Origin of the sequence: Bacteroides sp. HF-162 (genome assembly GCF_015679285.1) — a bacterium.
Classification (GTDB): domain Bacteria; phylum Bacteroidota; class Bacteroidia; order Bacteroidales; family Bacteroidaceae; genus Bacteroides; species Bacteroides uniformis.
Genome location: NZ_CP064937.1, coordinates 3,714,501 through 3,730,415, shown reverse-complemented (window position 1 = coordinate 3,730,415; position 15,915 = coordinate 3,714,501). Strand labels below are relative to the sequence as shown.

Below are 15,915 nucleotides of genomic sequence, written 5' to 3'. Positions count from 1 at the left end.
ATAAAATGAAAGGGTGATAACACTGCAATGATGTTATCACCCTTTCATTTTTATTGTCTTCTTGTCACCCTTTTGTCTCATTCATGTGAAGAGAAGTATTTCAAGAACTGTGTACGTTCGAAGGTATTGACTCCCTTCGGGTCGTTTACGTTCAGAATACCTTTGAACTGGCTGATGGTTTCCATACCTTTGCGGTCCATCCACAAGTTGAGGAAGCGGATGTATTCTTCAATGATGGTAGCTGAATTCTGATAAAGTACACTGCATATCTCTACGGCCGAAGCACCTGCCAATATTGCCTTGACAACGCCTTCGGGCGAGTGGATACCACCGGAAGCAGCATAATCGAGTTTGTTTACGGCTGCCGAAGCGATGCCTATCCAGCGCAGGGCTTTGGACAAATCGGTTTCATTGCTGAATACGTTGCCGGATACTTGTATCATTTTCTCAATGTTGATGTCCGGCTGGTAGAAGCGGTTGAATAGCACTACTGCGGCGGCACCGTTGGCATACAGCTGGTCTATCAGAGCTATCGGATTGGTCAGGTTGTCGCCCAGCTTCATGATGACGGGTATCTTGACCGTCTTCTTGATGTGGCTCAGAATGTCGATGTGGCGTTGCTCGAAGGTTCCATATGTATACTGTACATCCGTCTGCAGTGCAAGGATATTGATTTCCAGTGCGTCTGCGCCGGCTTCTTCTATTTTGGCGGCAAATTCCACCCAGTCGGCATTCTGATAGCAGTTGATGCTGGCTATGATGGGGATATTGCAAACCTTTTTGCTTTCCTTAATCAGGTTCAGATATTCACCCAGCTTATGTTCGCGGATATATCCTACAAGGTAGTCACTGCCTTCGGGGTACATGTTCGGGTCTCCCATCCAGTCAGCCTCCATCATGATTTGCTCTTCAAAGAGTGATTTTAGCACAATGGCACCTGCGCCGGCCTCAGATAGTTTCTGATTCTTGGCGGCGCTGTCTGTCAGTCCGGAGCTGCTGACGATAATGGGGTTTCTGAGTTTCAGCCCTGCAAAAGTAGTTTCTAATGTTGCCATGATAATGATTTTTTATGGTTAATAGTTTCTTTCTCCAAAAATCTTGCTTCCTACACGTATCAAGGTGCTCCCGGCTGCAATGGCTTCGTGGTAATCGTGAGACATTCCCATGGACAGTTCCCGGAATGACTCTGCATCGGCAAACCACTTGGCTTTCACTTCATTGAAGAAGCTATTTAAAGAACAAAACTCTGTTTTGATTTGTTCGTCATTGTCCGTATTTGTGGCCATGCCCATCAATCCGCATATCCGGATATGCTTGAGCTCTCTCCATTCACCGGCTGCCAGCATTTCCCGGCATTCGTCAAAGCTGAATCCAAACTTGGTCTCTTCTCGGGCAATGTGCAACTGCAGTAGGCAGTTGACGGTTTTTCCGGCTTTGGCAGCCTGCTTGTCCACTTCGGCCAACAGCTTGTAGGAGTCTATGCCATGAATCAGCGCTACGTAAGGAACGATATATTTTATTTTGTTTGTTTGCAGATGCCCGATGAAATGCCATTCTATGTCTTTGGGCAGACTTTCGTATTTGGCAGTCATTTCCTGCACCTTACTTTCTCCGAACACACGCTGGCCGGCACGATACGCTTCTTCTATCGCCTCGTTGGGGTGAAATTTGGAAACAGCCACCAGCCGTACCTTTTCAGGCAGTTCGCTCAGTACTTGTTTTAAATTCTCTGCAATCATCGTTTTTTTGAGTTATGAGTTATGAGTTATAAGTTATGGCTCGCAATAATAATTCATAACTTATAACTCATCACTTAAATTAAACTTCCGGTTTGTCGTCGGGCTCTGCACTGTACGGATATACATCCATAATGGCGGTTTCCGCTACAGATGCTATCTGATAGTCGGCCATTGTGCCTTTCATGCCCTCATCCAGTTTCTTCACTGCATCACGCAGGTCGGCAGCCTGCACCAATACCTGGGTAGAGGTTTTCTTTTCCGCACCGCTTTTCTCGTCCAGTGTGATGAAAACCAGTTTACATTTAAACCAGCGGTCGGCAGCTTCCTCTTCGCTGGGGAACAATTCGCTATAGTTGGCACGTTTGATGTCCGATACGGTGAACTCTCCCGAAATGAACGGCGTCATCTCTTCGATGATGCGTGCTTCCGCTTCCGTAAAACTGAGGGCATCCACCAGGTACGGTTCGGTCACCTTCTTGTTCATTCCATTTTCCATTGTTTTCTCGTAACGGATCTTACATTCAAACCATGTATGCATTGCCATAATTTTCTGTTTTTAATTATTGATTTATTGTTAGTTAAGTTGCTTTATGCGTGCCTATGCCCGCCGAAAGCAGTGCAAAGATAGCCAAAAACTAAATGGATATAAAAAGTTGCCTTGCATTTTACGTGAAAAATTTATTGGAGAACCGGGACGGTACGTATGGGCATAAAAAAAGGAGTACCGCTGTACTCCAACCTTTGTTAACCTTAAATCTAATACTATGAAAAACACATTGCAAAGGTACGGACTTTTTCGACATTTGCAAGAGTGTCGGGGCATAAAATGTGTATTTGTAACACTTATTATATTTTATGCCTTTGTACTACATCTTTTTTAAAACTTGAGGCGTGTTGCTGAAACATAAATTTGCATCTGTTTTGCTTCCACACTTCCACCCACCTCCTGCATCTCCCTATCCATCGGCATTTACTCTGCGGTGGAAGCAACCTGAAAAGGTGGAAGCAAAATTTGCTTCCACCTGCCGAAAACGTCTGAGTTTTGTCGTAACTTATTGTTCTTTAATATAATACCGCGCGTGGGTTACATAAATCGGTCAGTGTAGTTTTCCTGCATTTTCGAGTTTGCCCGACTATGAATAGTGGAGTCTGATGTCTTTTAAGTTGCTGTACAATACGTTTGCACCTTGTGCGCAATAGGCGCGGGCTACGTACTTCATCTGTAAAAGCCTTGGAGTTAGTGACGCCTAACGGCCATGAACAACCCTGCTTATGGTCGTTAAACGATTGCTTCATGGCCATTAGCAGAGCTGTTCATGGCCGTTAGGCGTTATTAATTCCCTATGCAACAGTGGACATACTTACTTACGTAACTTCAATAATGCATTTATGAGGGTAAGATGTTGGAATGTAGAATGATATATTGGAAATGATGAGGTGTTTTTTAAACGTTCGTTTAATGAACGTCTATTTTTAAGAAAATAAGTAGAGGCATAAAAGTTAAAAAGGAACAGAACTTTAAGATGTCAAATGTTAGATATATACTACTGTTATTCAGCATATTATAATAAAGCAGGAAACACTTTGGAAATATTTTTATTAAACATTTTGTTAGTTCAAAAAATACGGCTTATCTTTGCGTTCATTAAACGAACGTTTATTGGACACTTATATGAGTCTAATATCTTCTTTAATAGCTTATTATCATTGCAAAAGTGTGCAATACGGTTTGGGTGAGAAAATGTCTCGTTCAAACCGCGAAGCGCACCCGGAACTGAGCTGATTCATTCGAAAGGAAATCCCTAAGTGACTGAACAACAGAAATATTGGTTTGCAGCCCGCACCCGTGACAAGCAGGAATTCACAGTCCGGAAATCTCTGGACCGACTCAAATCGGAAGAGCATTTGGATTTTGACTATTATCTTCCCACGCGTTTTGTCATTTCTCAATTGAAATATCGCCGTAAGCGTAGCGAAGTTCCGGTAATCCGTAATCTGGTGTTTGTTCATTCCTCCAAGCAGACAGCCTGCGATATTTCCAACATTTATAATGTCCCCCTTTTTTATATGAAGGATCTTGCCACGCATTCCATGCTAGTGGTACCGGATAAGCAAATGGAGGACTTTATGTTCGTGATGGATCTGAATCCTGACGGTGTCAGCCTTGATAGCGAAATTCTTACTGTTGGGCATAAAGTAAAAGTTATCAAAGGCGAACTCAGCGGTATTGAAGGTGAAGTTGCCGTCGAAGCCAATAAAACATACGTCGTCATCCGTATTAAAGACCTTTTGACTGCAAGTATCAAAGTCCCTAAATCCTATCTGAAAATAATCGGGTGACTTCTAAATAAATATAATCTTATATTTTAATCATATATCATAATAATGAATGATTTAACTTCCCGTGCTCTTGAGCTTCAGCATGCAGCTCATGAGCTGATGTATCTTGGTATGGACGGTGAGCCGGTCTATTCCGACACTTTTTGCCGGTTGAATAAGGAAGTGCTTGTTAAGTCTGATTCTCTTTTTTCTGCTCAGAGTTCCGATGTTGAAGAAGAGGCGAATTTGTGTCTGGCTCTTTTGATGGGGTATAATGCTACCATTTATGATGATGGGGATAAGGAGCAAAAGAAACAAATGGTATTGAATCGGATTTGTCATGTTTTGGAGCAGTTGCCTGCTTCTTTGCTTAAAGTTCGACTACTGACTTATACATATGGGGAGGTTTATGAAGAGGTCTTGTTTCAAGAAGCCTATGCGATTATTGAAGGTTGGAACAAAGATAATTTGACTTCGGAACAAACTGCAATCATCGAAGAATTGAAAAATATCGAAGAGAATCCATATCCATTTGAGGTAGTGGAATGTAAGCCGTAGAGCCCATTGTGTTTTTTCCTTCCTTTGAGAATATAAGCAAAACTATGGTTTAATATTTTGGTTATTAGGTAATAAACAAAAAGCAAAAAAGTTTAATACAATAGTGACGACAGAGCAAAATCTAGATAAACGCCGTATTGCTAAAAATACTTTGCTGCTCTATGTCCGTATGTTTTTAATGATACTTATTGGCTTGTATACCAGTAGAGTTATATTGAAAACATTGGGAGTCTCAGATTATGGAGTGTACAATGTCGTTGGGGGCATGGTCTCCATGTTCGCTTTTCTGAATTCTGCTATGGTTGCTGCTTCACAAAGGTTTATCTCGTATGAATTGGGACGTGGAGACAAGGAAAGGCTGAATCTTGTATTTTGTACGTCAATAAATATCCATATAATTATAGCGGTCATCATTTTTCTATTGGCTGAAACTATCGGATTATGGTTTGTCAATACTCAGTTGGTAATTGATGCGGATAGAATGGTGGCTGCCAATTGGGTCTATCAGTTTTCTGTATTGACTTTTATGGTAACTGTGTTAAGTGTCCCTTATAATTCATGTATAGTTGCGCACGAGCATATGAGGGCGTTTGCTTATATAGGTATTGTTGACGCATGTTTGAGGTTGGCAGTGGTATTCTTATTATTAGCCTTCCCCTATGATAAACTGATATTTTATGCTTTTGGTGTTTTTGCTGTAAGTATTGCAGTTCGTATTCTTTATAGTTTCTATTGTAAAAGGCATTTTGAGGAGTGTACATACAGCTTTATGATGGACGGGGGATTACTGAAAAGGATGTTTTCTTTTGCTGGATGGAGTGTTTTGGGTAATTTAGGCTTTTCATTCAAGGATCAGGGATCAAATATCATTCTTAATTTGTTCTATGGTACTCCTATCAATGCGGCAAGGGGCATAGCTATGCAGGTGAGTGGCTTGGTCTCCACTTTTTCATCTAATTTTTCAATGGCTTTGTTTCCTCAAATAACCAAGCAATATGCCGGTGGAAATGTAGAAAACTGTTTGGATCTGGTATATTCCGGTGCACGATATACTTTTTATTTATTAGCTCTGATTTCCATTCCATTTTTAATAAATGTGGATTATGTACTGATGTTATGGTTAGGGAATGTACCTGAATATACTTCTATATTTTTGATAATATCTATGGTTGTATCTATTCTTTATACGGTTACCGGTACAGTGACTACTGCTTTGCAGGCAACTGGAGAGATTAAGTGGTTTCAGATAGGTATATGTGTTATCATGTTGTCGGAATTACCTATTGGTTATATCCTTTTGTCATATGGTTATCCACCTTATTATGCATTATGTCCTGGCATCTTAACTGGTATAATTGCTATTTTTTTCCGTATTTTTCTCTTAAAAAGATATATACCAGAATGCAATATATCACATTATTTATTTGCAGTATTTGCTCGTAGTATGGCTATTGGAATTACAACTTGGATAATTTGTAACTATATCCATAGCTTTTTTCCAGATACATTCTTTACTGTTATTTTTACTTCGTTGATTTCAGTGGTTATTCTTTTAGTGCTTGTTTTTTCTTTTGGCTTGTCATCTGTTGAGCGTAGCATGATAAAGCGGAAGGTGGAGTTGGTAATTCATCGGATATACAAGTGAGTTTATTATGTTATGGGCCATTTGGTGTTATTAAAATTTAGAAAATGAATATAGCAATTGTCGGCACCGGTTATGTAGGTCTGGTGTCAGGAACATGTTTTGCAGAAATGGGCGTTCATGTCACCTGTGTGGATGTGAACGAAGAAAAGATTAATGCGCTTATCAGTGGACAAATTCCTATCTATGAGCCGGGACTTGATGAAATGGTCTTGCGCAATTACCGGGAGGGGCGTTTGAACTTTACTACAGACCTGACCTCAGTGCTTGATGATGTGGATATTGTCTTTAGTGCCGTAGGCACGCCTCCGGATGAAGATGGTAGTGCTGATCTTCAATATGTACTTGCCGTAGCACGTCAGTTTGGGCAAAATATAAAAAAATATACGGTATTGGTAACTAAGTCTACGGTTCCCGTTGGTACTGCTAAAAAGGTGAAAGCTGTTATTGAAGAAGAGTTGCAGCAACGAGGGGTAGAGATATCTTTTGATGTAGCAAGTAATCCGGAATTTTTGAAAGAAGGCGCTGCAATCAAGGACTTTATGAGTCCTGACCGTGTAGTGGTAGGTGTAGAGAGCGAAAGGGCCAAAGAAATGATGACTAGACTTTACCGTCCTTTTCTGCTCAATAACTTTCGTGTCATTTTTACCGATATTCCTTCTGCGGAAATGATAAAGTATGCGGCTAATTCTATGCTTGCTACCCGTATCAGCTTCATGAACGACATCGCCAATCTTTGTGAGTTGGTGGGTGCCGACGTGAATATGGTTCGTAAGGGTATAGGTAGTGATAGCCGTATTGGCAGCAAATTCCTTTATCCGGGTTGTGGATATGGTGGTAGCTGTTTCCCAAAAGACGTAAAAGCGCTTATAAAGACTGCAGAAAAGAATGGCTATTCAATGAAAGTTCTAAAAGCTGTGGAAGAAGTGAATGAGAAACAAAAGTCTGTACTTTTTAATAAACTTCATGACTTTTATCAAGGTGACTTGCAAGGTCGTACCATTGCCTTATGGGGGCTTGCTTTTAAACCTGAGACAGACGATATGCGTGAGGCTACTTCTTTGGTAACAATTACGTTGTTGTTGGAAGCGGGTTGCAAGGTTAGAGTCTATGACCCAGTTGCTATGGATGAATGTAGACGCCGTATCGGTGATGTGGTAACTTATGCTAATGATATGTATGATACGGTAGTTGATGCGGATGCATTATTGTTATTAACAGAGTGGAAACAATTTCGTTTGCCTTCTTGGGAAGTTATTAAAAGGAGTATGAAATACTCTTTGGTGATTGACGGACGAAATATCTATGATGTTGAAGAAATGAATAGATTAGGTGTTGAATATAAGTGTATTGGGAAATAATGGATTGTAATACAATAAATTATAGTATCATAATTCCTCATAAAAATATCCCAGAACTCCTTCAGCGTTGCTTAGATTCCATACCTCGTCGTGTAGATCTTCAGATTATTGTAGTAGATGATAATAGCGATTTGGATAAGGTTGATTTTTCGCATTTTCCAGGGATGAATGAGGAGTGTGTAGAAGTATATTTTACTAAAGAGGGTAAAGGCGCAGGATATGCTAGAAATATAGGATTACAACATGCTGTAGGAAAGTGGTTGATATTTGCTGATGCTGATGATTTCTTTAATTGTGGTTTTTTATATAGTATTGATAAATATAGAGATTCTTTATATGATATTATCTATTTTGGAGTGAATAGTGTATTTTCAGATAGTTTGAAAATTACTAATAGAGGTGAGAGAGTTAATGAATTTGTAGAGAGAGCAATATTGACTAATGATTTTAATCCGCTTCGTTTTAAACTGTATGGTCCGATGTCTAAGATGATAGCAAGAAGATTGGTTGTGGAAAATTCTTTATATTTTGAGGAGCGTACTGTTGCAAATGATATATGGTTTTCTATTACATCTGGTTTTTATGCGCAAAAAGTGATTGCTGATAGGACTATGATTTATTGTCTTACAGTACGTAAAGGTTCATTAGAATTGTTTGTGAATAAAGAACGATGTGACGAAAGATTAGCTGCTGCTTTTAGAATAAATGATTTTTTGAAAGGTAGGGGGCTTTTGAGATATAGATTTAATGTCTGTGTGTTTTTAAAATTTTATTCAAATTTTGGTTTAGTGGTGTTATTGTCTCGCTTTATGTGCATTTGTCAACACTATCAGGGAGCTTATTTATTGTTTATGGAGGATCTTCTAGAATGTTTTTTGAAACTATTCAAGAAAAGAAAAGCGGGATTCAAACACGTGATTGGTAAAAATTAGTTGTATGAGAATCTCTAAAACCAGAATAAGTCGTATATCATTATATTTAGTATCTTTTATAATGCTTTGTTCCATGAAACCTTGGTTTGTATGGAATAGTCCTATTATCTTGTATATTCTGGTTGTGTTATTTATATTAACTCGATTGATTTTTGTACGAAGCATCAATAAAAAGTATTGTTTCTTATTGATACTTTGTTTTATAGTGTATACAGTTGTCGATATTCCTCATATCAATGATGTAAAGCGATTTGTAGAGTATATTTTTAGACATTTAATTTGTGTTTCATTGGTTATATTATTCTTGTCTGAAGAAAGAGCTTCATTGATAAAAATATTTATAAATCTTTATGCTGGGGTTCTTTTACTTTCTTTAATAATATATTTTATAGTGATATTGGGGGTGCCAGTTTACTCTTATGAAGTTCCTATTAGTGATCCATATTATTCATGGGGATTTAGAAATTGTTTGTTTTTGATACTCCCTATGCCTTCATTACCATATTATCGATTTCAATCAATTTTTTTAGAACCAGGTCATGTTGGTATGATTTCATCTTTAATATTATATACAATAAGGTATAATATTAAATCATGGCAAGGTATAATTATTTTGTTGTCTTCATTATTGTCAATGTCATTAGCTTCATATATGCTGTTATTTTTAGGGATGATTATTTATAAATTGTCTTTGGGGAATTTTTTTAAAACTATCACTCTGTTTTTAATGATAATAATGACATGTACTCTGATTTATAGTTTTCTCCCAAATTCGTATTTTTCTCAAGCTATATTGCTTAGATTGGAATATGATAAGGATAAGGGGTTTATAGGAAATAATCGGACAACAGAGGGCTTTGAGTATTATTATGATAACAAATTTTATAAAACAGAGTCTGTTCTTTGGGGTATTGGTAGTGACCTTGGTGATATTTCTGATAAAGGTGGTAACAGTTCATATAAAGTTTTTATTGTTCAACATGGCATTTTGGGACTTGTACTATTAGCACTCTTTTTTGTTACTATTGCTTTGTATTCTAAATCTCCATTTATTAAAGGTTTATTATTGTTGTATGCTGCTTCTTTTTGGCAGAGACCGTATGCATTATGGGAGGTCGAATTATTTCTTTTTATCTCAATTGCATTGTTGGTGAAGCAGAATGAAACATATAATTTATGTGCTAAATATCCAATTGCAACATTTTGTGTTAATTCTTGATAAACTTAACGTTCATAATTCTAATTACAAAATGTATAATTCTTATATAGTAGTTTTTTTGCTTATTACAGAAATGAATCAGTATTAAAATTTGTATAGGATTGTTTTTATAGGAACTTTTATAGAGCTATCAGTAATATAGAAATTATAAGTGAATATTGTTTGCAATTATTGGGACGGTAATTTTTGAAGATAATTATCTTGTTTATTTATAGAAGAAGATTTTTTAAAAGTAGTTTTTATATGATACCACTAGTGTTCCGTTAAATTTTCGTTCATGTCATTTTTGAGAAAATTAAAATCGTAACTATTTGATATTTAGGGAATAATAATTTCTATAGACTGAGTATTATTGTAATCTTCATTTCAAATCCATCTGCTTTATATGTGACTTTAATTTATTGAATATCAATAATATAAGAAATGTGAGACTGATTTTAACGGAATACTAGTGATCTGATACATTAAAATTGGATACTAAAATTTGATATCTTATGCTTGTTACTATCGCTATTCCTGTTTATAATGGAGAAAGTTATCTGAGAGATGCAATACAATCTGTAGTAAATCAAACTTTTCAAGACTGGGAGTTATATCTCATAAACGATGGGAGTACTGATAACTCTTTAGCTATTATGCAAGAGTATGCTTTGAATGATATTCGAATTAAAGTGATAGATGATGGACAAAACAAGGGCTTGGTTACTCGATTGAATCAATCAATAGAGACGGCTATAGGTAAGTATTATGCTCGAATGGATGCAGATGATATCATGTATGTTACTCGTATTGAAGAACAAGTAAGGTTTTTGGAATCTCATCCTGATGTAGATGTATTAGGTACTTCTATTATGATAATTGATAATGAGAATAATATTGTGGGGTCTAATATGCATGATGGAAAGGTTAATGCTTTTATTCATCCTACAGTGATGGGGAAGTCGGAGTGGTTTAGGGCTAACCCCTATTGTGGTTGGGCATTAAGGGCTGAAGATATGGAATTATGGAGTAGAACAGCTTCTAAAAGTAATTTTTGGGCCTTAGATAAGCCTCTTTTATTCTATAGGGAGTTTGGTGTGCCTGTAACAAAGAAATATATTCAAACGCAAAAAACTTTACTTAGAATCTTTTTGCGTTATGAAAAATATGAGAAATCTTGCTTTTGGTGGTTGAAAAATAGTTTGTATGCTGTAGTAAAGATTGTTGCTTATATAATATTTGACCTGTTTGATAAGACAGATATACTGGTTAGTAAAAGACATAGAATGCCATTACCGGGAACAAAATTGTTATCTAAAGAAGATTTGATAAAATCTATTAGTCGTAAATAGTTTAGTAGATGATGCAAAGATATTGCCTAATGTTTCAATAGTAATAATGCTAAAGTAGGTGCTAATTGTGTGGCGGTGGAGGATGTGCCAGATGGGGCAACGGTGGTATTGCCAAAACAAGAATCATAATAAAGAGAACTGAATGAGGAAAAAGTTTATTGTTGTAACGACAATTCCTGCCTCTCTTCGATTTTTTGAAGGGCAATTGAACTTTCTGAATAAAACTTTCGAGGTGATGGCTATATCTTCAGATAAAAAAAACTTAGAAGAAGTTGGGCAGAAAGAGGGGATTTCTGTTCATTGTATTCCAATGCAAAGACCTATATCTTTGTGTAAAGATATAATTAGCTTTTATCGTTTTATTGTGTTTTTTCTGAAGTCTAATCCTTACATAGTACATGGAAATACCCCCAAAGGCGGTTTCTTATCAATGCTTTCAGCAAAAATTACGAATGTTCCTGTACGTATTTATATATGTCATGGACTTCGTTATCAGGGATATGGTGGACTAATGAAAAAATTGCTTCAAATGATGGAGAGGATTTCGTGCGTGTGCGCGACCGAAGTGATATGTGTTTCTGTTGGAGTGAAACAGACATTGTTGGCAGACCATATATGTAAGAAGCAAAAACTGAAAGTTATAGCTTATGGTAGTGCAAATGGTATTAATCTAAATAGATTTGATAAACAAAAAATAGGTACAATAGTTCTTCCTCAAATCTCGAAAGGTGGTTTTGTGTTTTGTTTTGTTGGGCGTATTGTTAAGGATAAAGGGGTGAATGAACTGATTACTGCTTTTGACCGATTATCGACTGAGAATGAAGATGTACATTTGGTTGTGGTAGGCTCGATAGAGAATGAACAAAATCCGATAGCAGAAATTACTAAAAACACGATGCAAGTGAATACTCGTATTCATACCGTTGGTTTTCAACCAGATGTAAGACCATATATGAACCAATCAGATGTATTTGTTTTGCCGTCTTATCGTGAGGGCTTTGGCATGGTGCTTATGGAGGCAGGAGCATTAGGAATTCCGTGTATAACTACTGACATAATAGGTTGTAATGAAATAATCCAAGATGGCGTTAATGGCAAAATAATTCCTCCTTGTGATGAAGAGGCTTTATACCATGCGATGAAGTGGTTCTATGAACATCGTGATGATGAAGTGAAAGAAATGGCAAAGCGCGCTCGCCCTATGATTGTAGAACGTTACGAACAGCGTAAGGTTTGGGAAGCGCTATTGGAAGAGTACCGTTCTTTGGGAAAGTAAGATTTAGTATTGCATAATATAGAAGATAATTTTGGGTAATGTTTACAGAGTAACATTATAAATACATCTAGGTAATAAACCGATTTTAGAGTTAGCTCGATAATTATCTGATGAAGATAAATTCGAGATGAACTGTACAGTCCTTTCGCACATAATTTTATTTTTTTAATCATGTACTCTCATTTTTTTAAAAGAGTGATTGACCTCATCCTTGTGTTTTGTGTGTTGGCTTTGATTTGGCCGATACTCCTTCTTTTTGCCCTATGGTTACATTTTGCCAACAAAGGTGCAGGAGCATTCTTTACTCAGGAGCGTCCGGGAAAAGATGGAAAGATATTCCAAGTGATAAAGTTTAAGACGATGACTGATGAACGGGATACGGATGGTAATCTGCTGCCGGATGCACAGCGTTTGACTAAGGTAGGGCGTTTTGTGCGTTCTACAAGTATTGATGAATTGCCACAACTGATTAATGTATTGAAAGGGGACATGGCTTTGATAGGTCCTCGTCCTTTATTACCTCAATACTTACCGCTTTATAGTAAAGAACAAGCTCGTCGTCATGAAGTCCGTCCGGGGATTACGGGTTGGGCACAAGTGAATGGGCGCAATGCTATCTCTTGGACGAGGAAATTTGAATTGGACGTGTGGTATGTAGACCATTGCTCTTTGAAACTTGATGTGAAAATTTTTTTTCTAACGATTAAGAAAGTGTTTATGAGGGATAGTATTTCCAAAGAAGGTCAAGCTACTACAATTCCATTTGACGGATATAATTAAGTTGATTAATCATGAATGATATTGCTATATATGGTGCAGGCGGTTTCGGTAAAGAGATTGCTTGTTTAATTTATTGGATAAATGAGGTGAAACCTCAGTGGAATTTGATAGGTTTTTTTGATGATGGAGTAGAATGTGAAACTCAAATATCGCATTATGGTAAAGTGTTAGGAGGAATGGATACCCTTAATTCATGGAATAAGTCTTTGAGTGTGGTTTTTGCAATTGCTAACAATAAAGTACTTTGTAAACTCTCTTCGTTAATTGCCAATATAAATATTCTGTTTCCCAATATTATAGCCCCTAATATTGTCATAAAAGATGTTGAAACCTTCAAAATAGGGAAAGGGAACATTATACAAGGCGGTTGTGTCGTATCTTGTGATGTAATAATTGGAGACTTTAATATATTCAACGGGGCTGTTGTCTTAGGACATGATGTGAAGATAGGAGATTACAATGTATTAATGCCTTCTGTCAGAATATCCGGTGAAGTGGTGATGGGCGACTGTAATTTCTTTGGAGTGGGTTCCATTGTATTGCAACAACTAAAAATAAAAAATGATACAAAACTTGCTGCCGGAAGTGTGCTTATGACTAAACCTAAAGAAGGAAATGTGTATTTAGGAGTACCGGCGAAAGTATTGAAACTATAGGTGTAAAGATAAGTAATGACTAAAAAAACAGTTTATGGAAATGAAAGAATTTGTGAGCAATTTTGCTGCTCAGTTTGATGAAACAGAAGAAAGTGTATTTACTCCGGAAACTCGCTTTAGAGAGATTGAGGAGTGGTCTTCATTAGTTGCTCTTAGCGTGATTGCCATGGTGGATGAGGAATATGATGTGACTCTAAAAGGAGACGACATTAAAAAATCGGAAACAATAGCGGATATTTATAACACTGTGGCAAGTAAACTTTAATAAGCTTGTTGATAAAAAGAATATGGCTATCATTCATATAAATAATATCCGTATAGCAGGTATTGCAGCTGGTGTTCCAAGAAACATTGTAAAGACTGTATCTACAACAGATAAATATGATGACGAAGCTTACATTGAGTCTGTTGGAGTGAGGGAAAAACGTTTTTCTAATGAATTTACTTCTTCGGATTTATGTGAAGCAGCGGCAAAAAAGCTTATGTGGGATTTGAACTGGGAAAACGAAGACATTGATTTACTGATGCTTGTAACTCAAACTCCGGATTATATATTGCCAGCAACAGCATGTGTGTTGCATGGAAAGTTAGGATTAAAGAAAAGCTGTCTCTGCTTTGACATTAATCTTGGATGTTCGGGATGGGTATATGCAATGTCAGTTGCACTCTCGTTAATGACTTGTGGCAGAATAAAACGTGCTATAGTATTAGCTGGTGATGCACGTAAACAAGTTCCGGAAGAACACGACCAACTTTTTGGATATGCAGGTACTGCTACTGCTCTCGAATATGATGAAAAGGCAAAACCTATCACTATTGATTTGGGAAGTGATGGAACTGGATATGATGCGATAATCCGTCCTGGTGGTGGGGCCCGTAATCCTATAACGCCAGCTTCGTTAGAGTTGCAGGATTGCGAGGATGGACGTAAGCGTCATGCTTGTCAAACGAGAATGAACGGCATGGATGTATTTGCATTCGGGATTACCACTGCTCCTAAATCCATTAAAAAGGTATTTGCAGAGTGTGGTATTACCATGGATGGAGTGGATTATGTATTGTTTCATCAGGCAAACATAAAAATGCTCGAAACTATCAAGAAAAAGTTGAAATTGACGGACGAAAAAGTTCCTTATAGCTTGAGACGGTTTGGCAACACTTCATCAGCATCCATTCCACTTACTGTTGTGACAGAATTGAGGGAACAGCTATATGGAAAAGCAGTTACTTTGGTAGGCTGTGGTTTTGGAGTAGGACTTTCATGGGGGACGATTCTTTTTCATACAGATGAAAATTTAGTGATTTCTGAATTACAAGAACTTTAAAAGTTATGTTGCATTATAATCCTTTTTCTTTAGAGGGAAAAACAATACTTGTCACGGGAGCTTCATCCGGTATAGGAAAAGCTACTGCTACAGAATGTGCCAAGATGGGGGCTAACCTTATTATAACGGCACGCAATGAAGAACGTCTCAATGCTACGTTTGCTGATTTGGATGTGAAGAACGGGCAGGCACACAAGGTTGTGGTAGCTGATTTGCAGGTGGTGGAACAAGTGGAAAATCTGATATCTGAAGCTGGTAAGATAGATGGACTGGTGCTTTGTTCGGGTAAAGGACTGACATTGCCGTTCCAGTTTTCGAGCCGTGATAAGTTTGATGATATTTTTGAGACCAATTTTTATGCTCCTATTGAATTAATGCGCGTGCTTTATAAAAAGAAGCAAATCAATAAAGAGGGGGCTGTCGTGATATTGGCTTCATTGGGTGGAACAGAGGTATTCAGCGGTGGTAACTGTATTTACGGTGCATCGAAGGCTGCCTTGAATTCCATTATGAAATTTTGTGCCAAAGAGTTTGCATCGAGAAAAGTACGTGTAAATAGTATTTGTCCAGGGATGGTTGATACTCCTTTAATTCATAGAGGTACAGTCAGCGAAGAGCAATTACAGGAGGATATGAAACGTTATCCTCTGAAACGTTATGGAGTACCTGAGGACATTGCATATGGTGTGGTGTATTTACTGTCTGATGCCTCCTCGTGGCTGACTGGTCATTCGATGGTGTTGGATGGTGGAGTGTCAATTTAAAGCTAAGAATAAA

The 15,915-nt window shown here is 37.5% G+C and carries 16 protein-coding genes; 13 read left to right on the top strand and 3 right to left on the bottom strand.

Annotated elements, in window-relative coordinates; genetic code table 11:
• Positions 1 to 77: 77 nt before the first annotated feature.
• The 3 genes from ITJ87_RS15735 to ITJ87_RS15725 form a co-directional block, all read right to left on the bottom strand.
• Positions 78 to 1,055 carry a dihydroorotate dehydrogenase-like protein gene (locus tag ITJ87_RS15735; RefSeq protein ID WP_117965295.1) on the bottom strand — a complete coding sequence of 326 codons (978 nt, stop codon included), beginning with the start codon at positions 1,053 to 1,055 and terminating at the stop codon, positions 78 to 80.
• Positions 1,056 to 1,073: 18 nt separating this feature from the next.
• Positions 1,074 to 1,739, bottom strand: coding sequence for a YggS family pyridoxal phosphate-dependent enzyme (locus tag ITJ87_RS15730; RefSeq protein ID WP_057256432.1), 666 nt, complete (start codon positions 1,737 to 1,739; stop codon positions 1,074 to 1,076).
• 79 nt (positions 1,740 to 1,818) lie between these two features.
• Positions 1,819 to 2,283 carry a DUF4494 domain-containing protein gene (locus tag ITJ87_RS15725; protein ID WP_005831367.1) on the bottom strand — a complete coding sequence of 155 codons (465 nt, stop codon included), beginning with the start codon at positions 2,281 to 2,283 and terminating at the stop codon, positions 1,819 to 1,821.
• Between the two features lie 1,262 nt (positions 2,284 to 3,545).
• Here ITJ87_RS15725 and ITJ87_RS15720 point away from each other — a divergent pair.
• From ITJ87_RS15720 to ITJ87_RS15660, 13 genes are all read left to right on the top strand, one after another.
• The gene (locus ITJ87_RS15720; protein ID WP_117965293.1) at positions 3,546 to 4,079 is read left to right on the top strand and encodes a UpxY family transcription antiterminator; all 534 of its coding nucleotides are present in this window, start codon (positions 3,546 to 3,548) and stop codon (positions 4,077 to 4,079) included.
• A 45-nt stretch (positions 4,080 to 4,124) separates the two neighbouring features.
• Entirely contained in the window at positions 4,125 to 4,616 is a 492-nt protein-coding gene (locus ITJ87_RS15715; protein WP_117965285.1) for a UpxZ family transcription anti-terminator antagonist, read from the top strand.
• A 103-nt stretch (positions 4,617 to 4,719) separates the two neighbouring features.
• Positions 4,720 to 6,261, top strand: a complete 1,542-nt coding sequence (locus ITJ87_RS15710) for a lipopolysaccharide biosynthesis protein (protein ID WP_117965283.1) — start codon at positions 4,720 to 4,722, stop codon at positions 6,259 to 6,261.
• Between the two features lie 44 nt (positions 6,262 to 6,305).
• Positions 6,306 to 7,619, top strand: a complete 1,314-nt coding sequence (locus tag ITJ87_RS15705) for a UDP-glucose/GDP-mannose dehydrogenase family protein (protein WP_117965281.1) — start codon at positions 6,306 to 6,308, stop codon at positions 7,617 to 7,619.
• Positions 7,619 to 8,551, top strand: a complete 933-nt coding sequence (locus tag ITJ87_RS15700) for a glycosyltransferase family 2 protein (protein WP_117965279.1) — start codon at positions 7,619 to 7,621, stop codon at positions 8,549 to 8,551. The genes ITJ87_RS15705 and ITJ87_RS15700 overlap by 1 nt, the downstream gene beginning before the upstream one ends.
• A 73-nt stretch (positions 8,552 to 8,624) precedes the next feature.
• Positions 8,625 to 9,770 carry a hypothetical protein gene (locus ITJ87_RS15695; RefSeq protein ID WP_147336725.1) on the top strand — a complete coding sequence of 382 codons (1,146 nt, stop codon included), beginning with the start codon at positions 8,625 to 8,627 and terminating at the stop codon, positions 9,768 to 9,770.
• Positions 9,771 to 10,264: 494 nt separating this feature from the next.
• Positions 10,265 to 11,101 carry a glycosyltransferase family 2 protein gene (locus ITJ87_RS15690; RefSeq protein ID WP_117965275.1) on the top strand — a complete coding sequence of 279 codons (837 nt, stop codon included), beginning with the start codon at positions 10,265 to 10,267 and terminating at the stop codon, positions 11,099 to 11,101.
• A 142-nt stretch (positions 11,102 to 11,243) separates the two neighbouring features.
• Entirely contained in the window at positions 11,244 to 12,377 is a 1,134-nt protein-coding gene (locus tag ITJ87_RS15685; protein WP_117965273.1) for a glycosyltransferase family 4 protein, read from the top strand.
• Between the two features lie 171 nt (positions 12,378 to 12,548).
• A complete protein-coding gene (locus tag ITJ87_RS15680) occupies positions 12,549 to 13,157 on the top strand; it encodes a sugar transferase (protein ID WP_117965271.1) in 609 nt (202 codons plus the stop codon).
• Between the two features lie 11 nt (positions 13,158 to 13,168).
• The gene (locus tag ITJ87_RS15675) at positions 13,169 to 13,813 is read left to right on the top strand and encodes an acetyltransferase (protein ID WP_117965269.1); all 645 of its coding nucleotides are present in this window, start codon (positions 13,169 to 13,171) and stop codon (positions 13,811 to 13,813) included.
• Between the two features lie 34 nt (positions 13,814 to 13,847).
• On the top strand, positions 13,848 to 14,078 hold the full coding sequence (locus ITJ87_RS15670; protein WP_117965268.1) for an acyl carrier protein: 231 nt from the start codon (positions 13,848 to 13,850) through the stop codon (positions 14,076 to 14,078).
• Positions 14,079 to 14,100: 22 nt separating this feature from the next.
• Positions 14,101 to 15,138, top strand: a complete 1,038-nt coding sequence (locus ITJ87_RS15665) for a 3-oxoacyl-ACP synthase III family protein (protein ID WP_117965266.1) — start codon at positions 14,101 to 14,103, stop codon at positions 15,136 to 15,138.
• Between the two features lie 5 nt (positions 15,139 to 15,143).
• The gene (locus ITJ87_RS15660) at positions 15,144 to 15,902 is read left to right on the top strand and encodes an SDR family NAD(P)-dependent oxidoreductase (RefSeq protein WP_117965264.1); all 759 of its coding nucleotides are present in this window, start codon (positions 15,144 to 15,146) and stop codon (positions 15,900 to 15,902) included.
• Positions 15,903 to 15,915 lie beyond the last annotated feature (13 nt).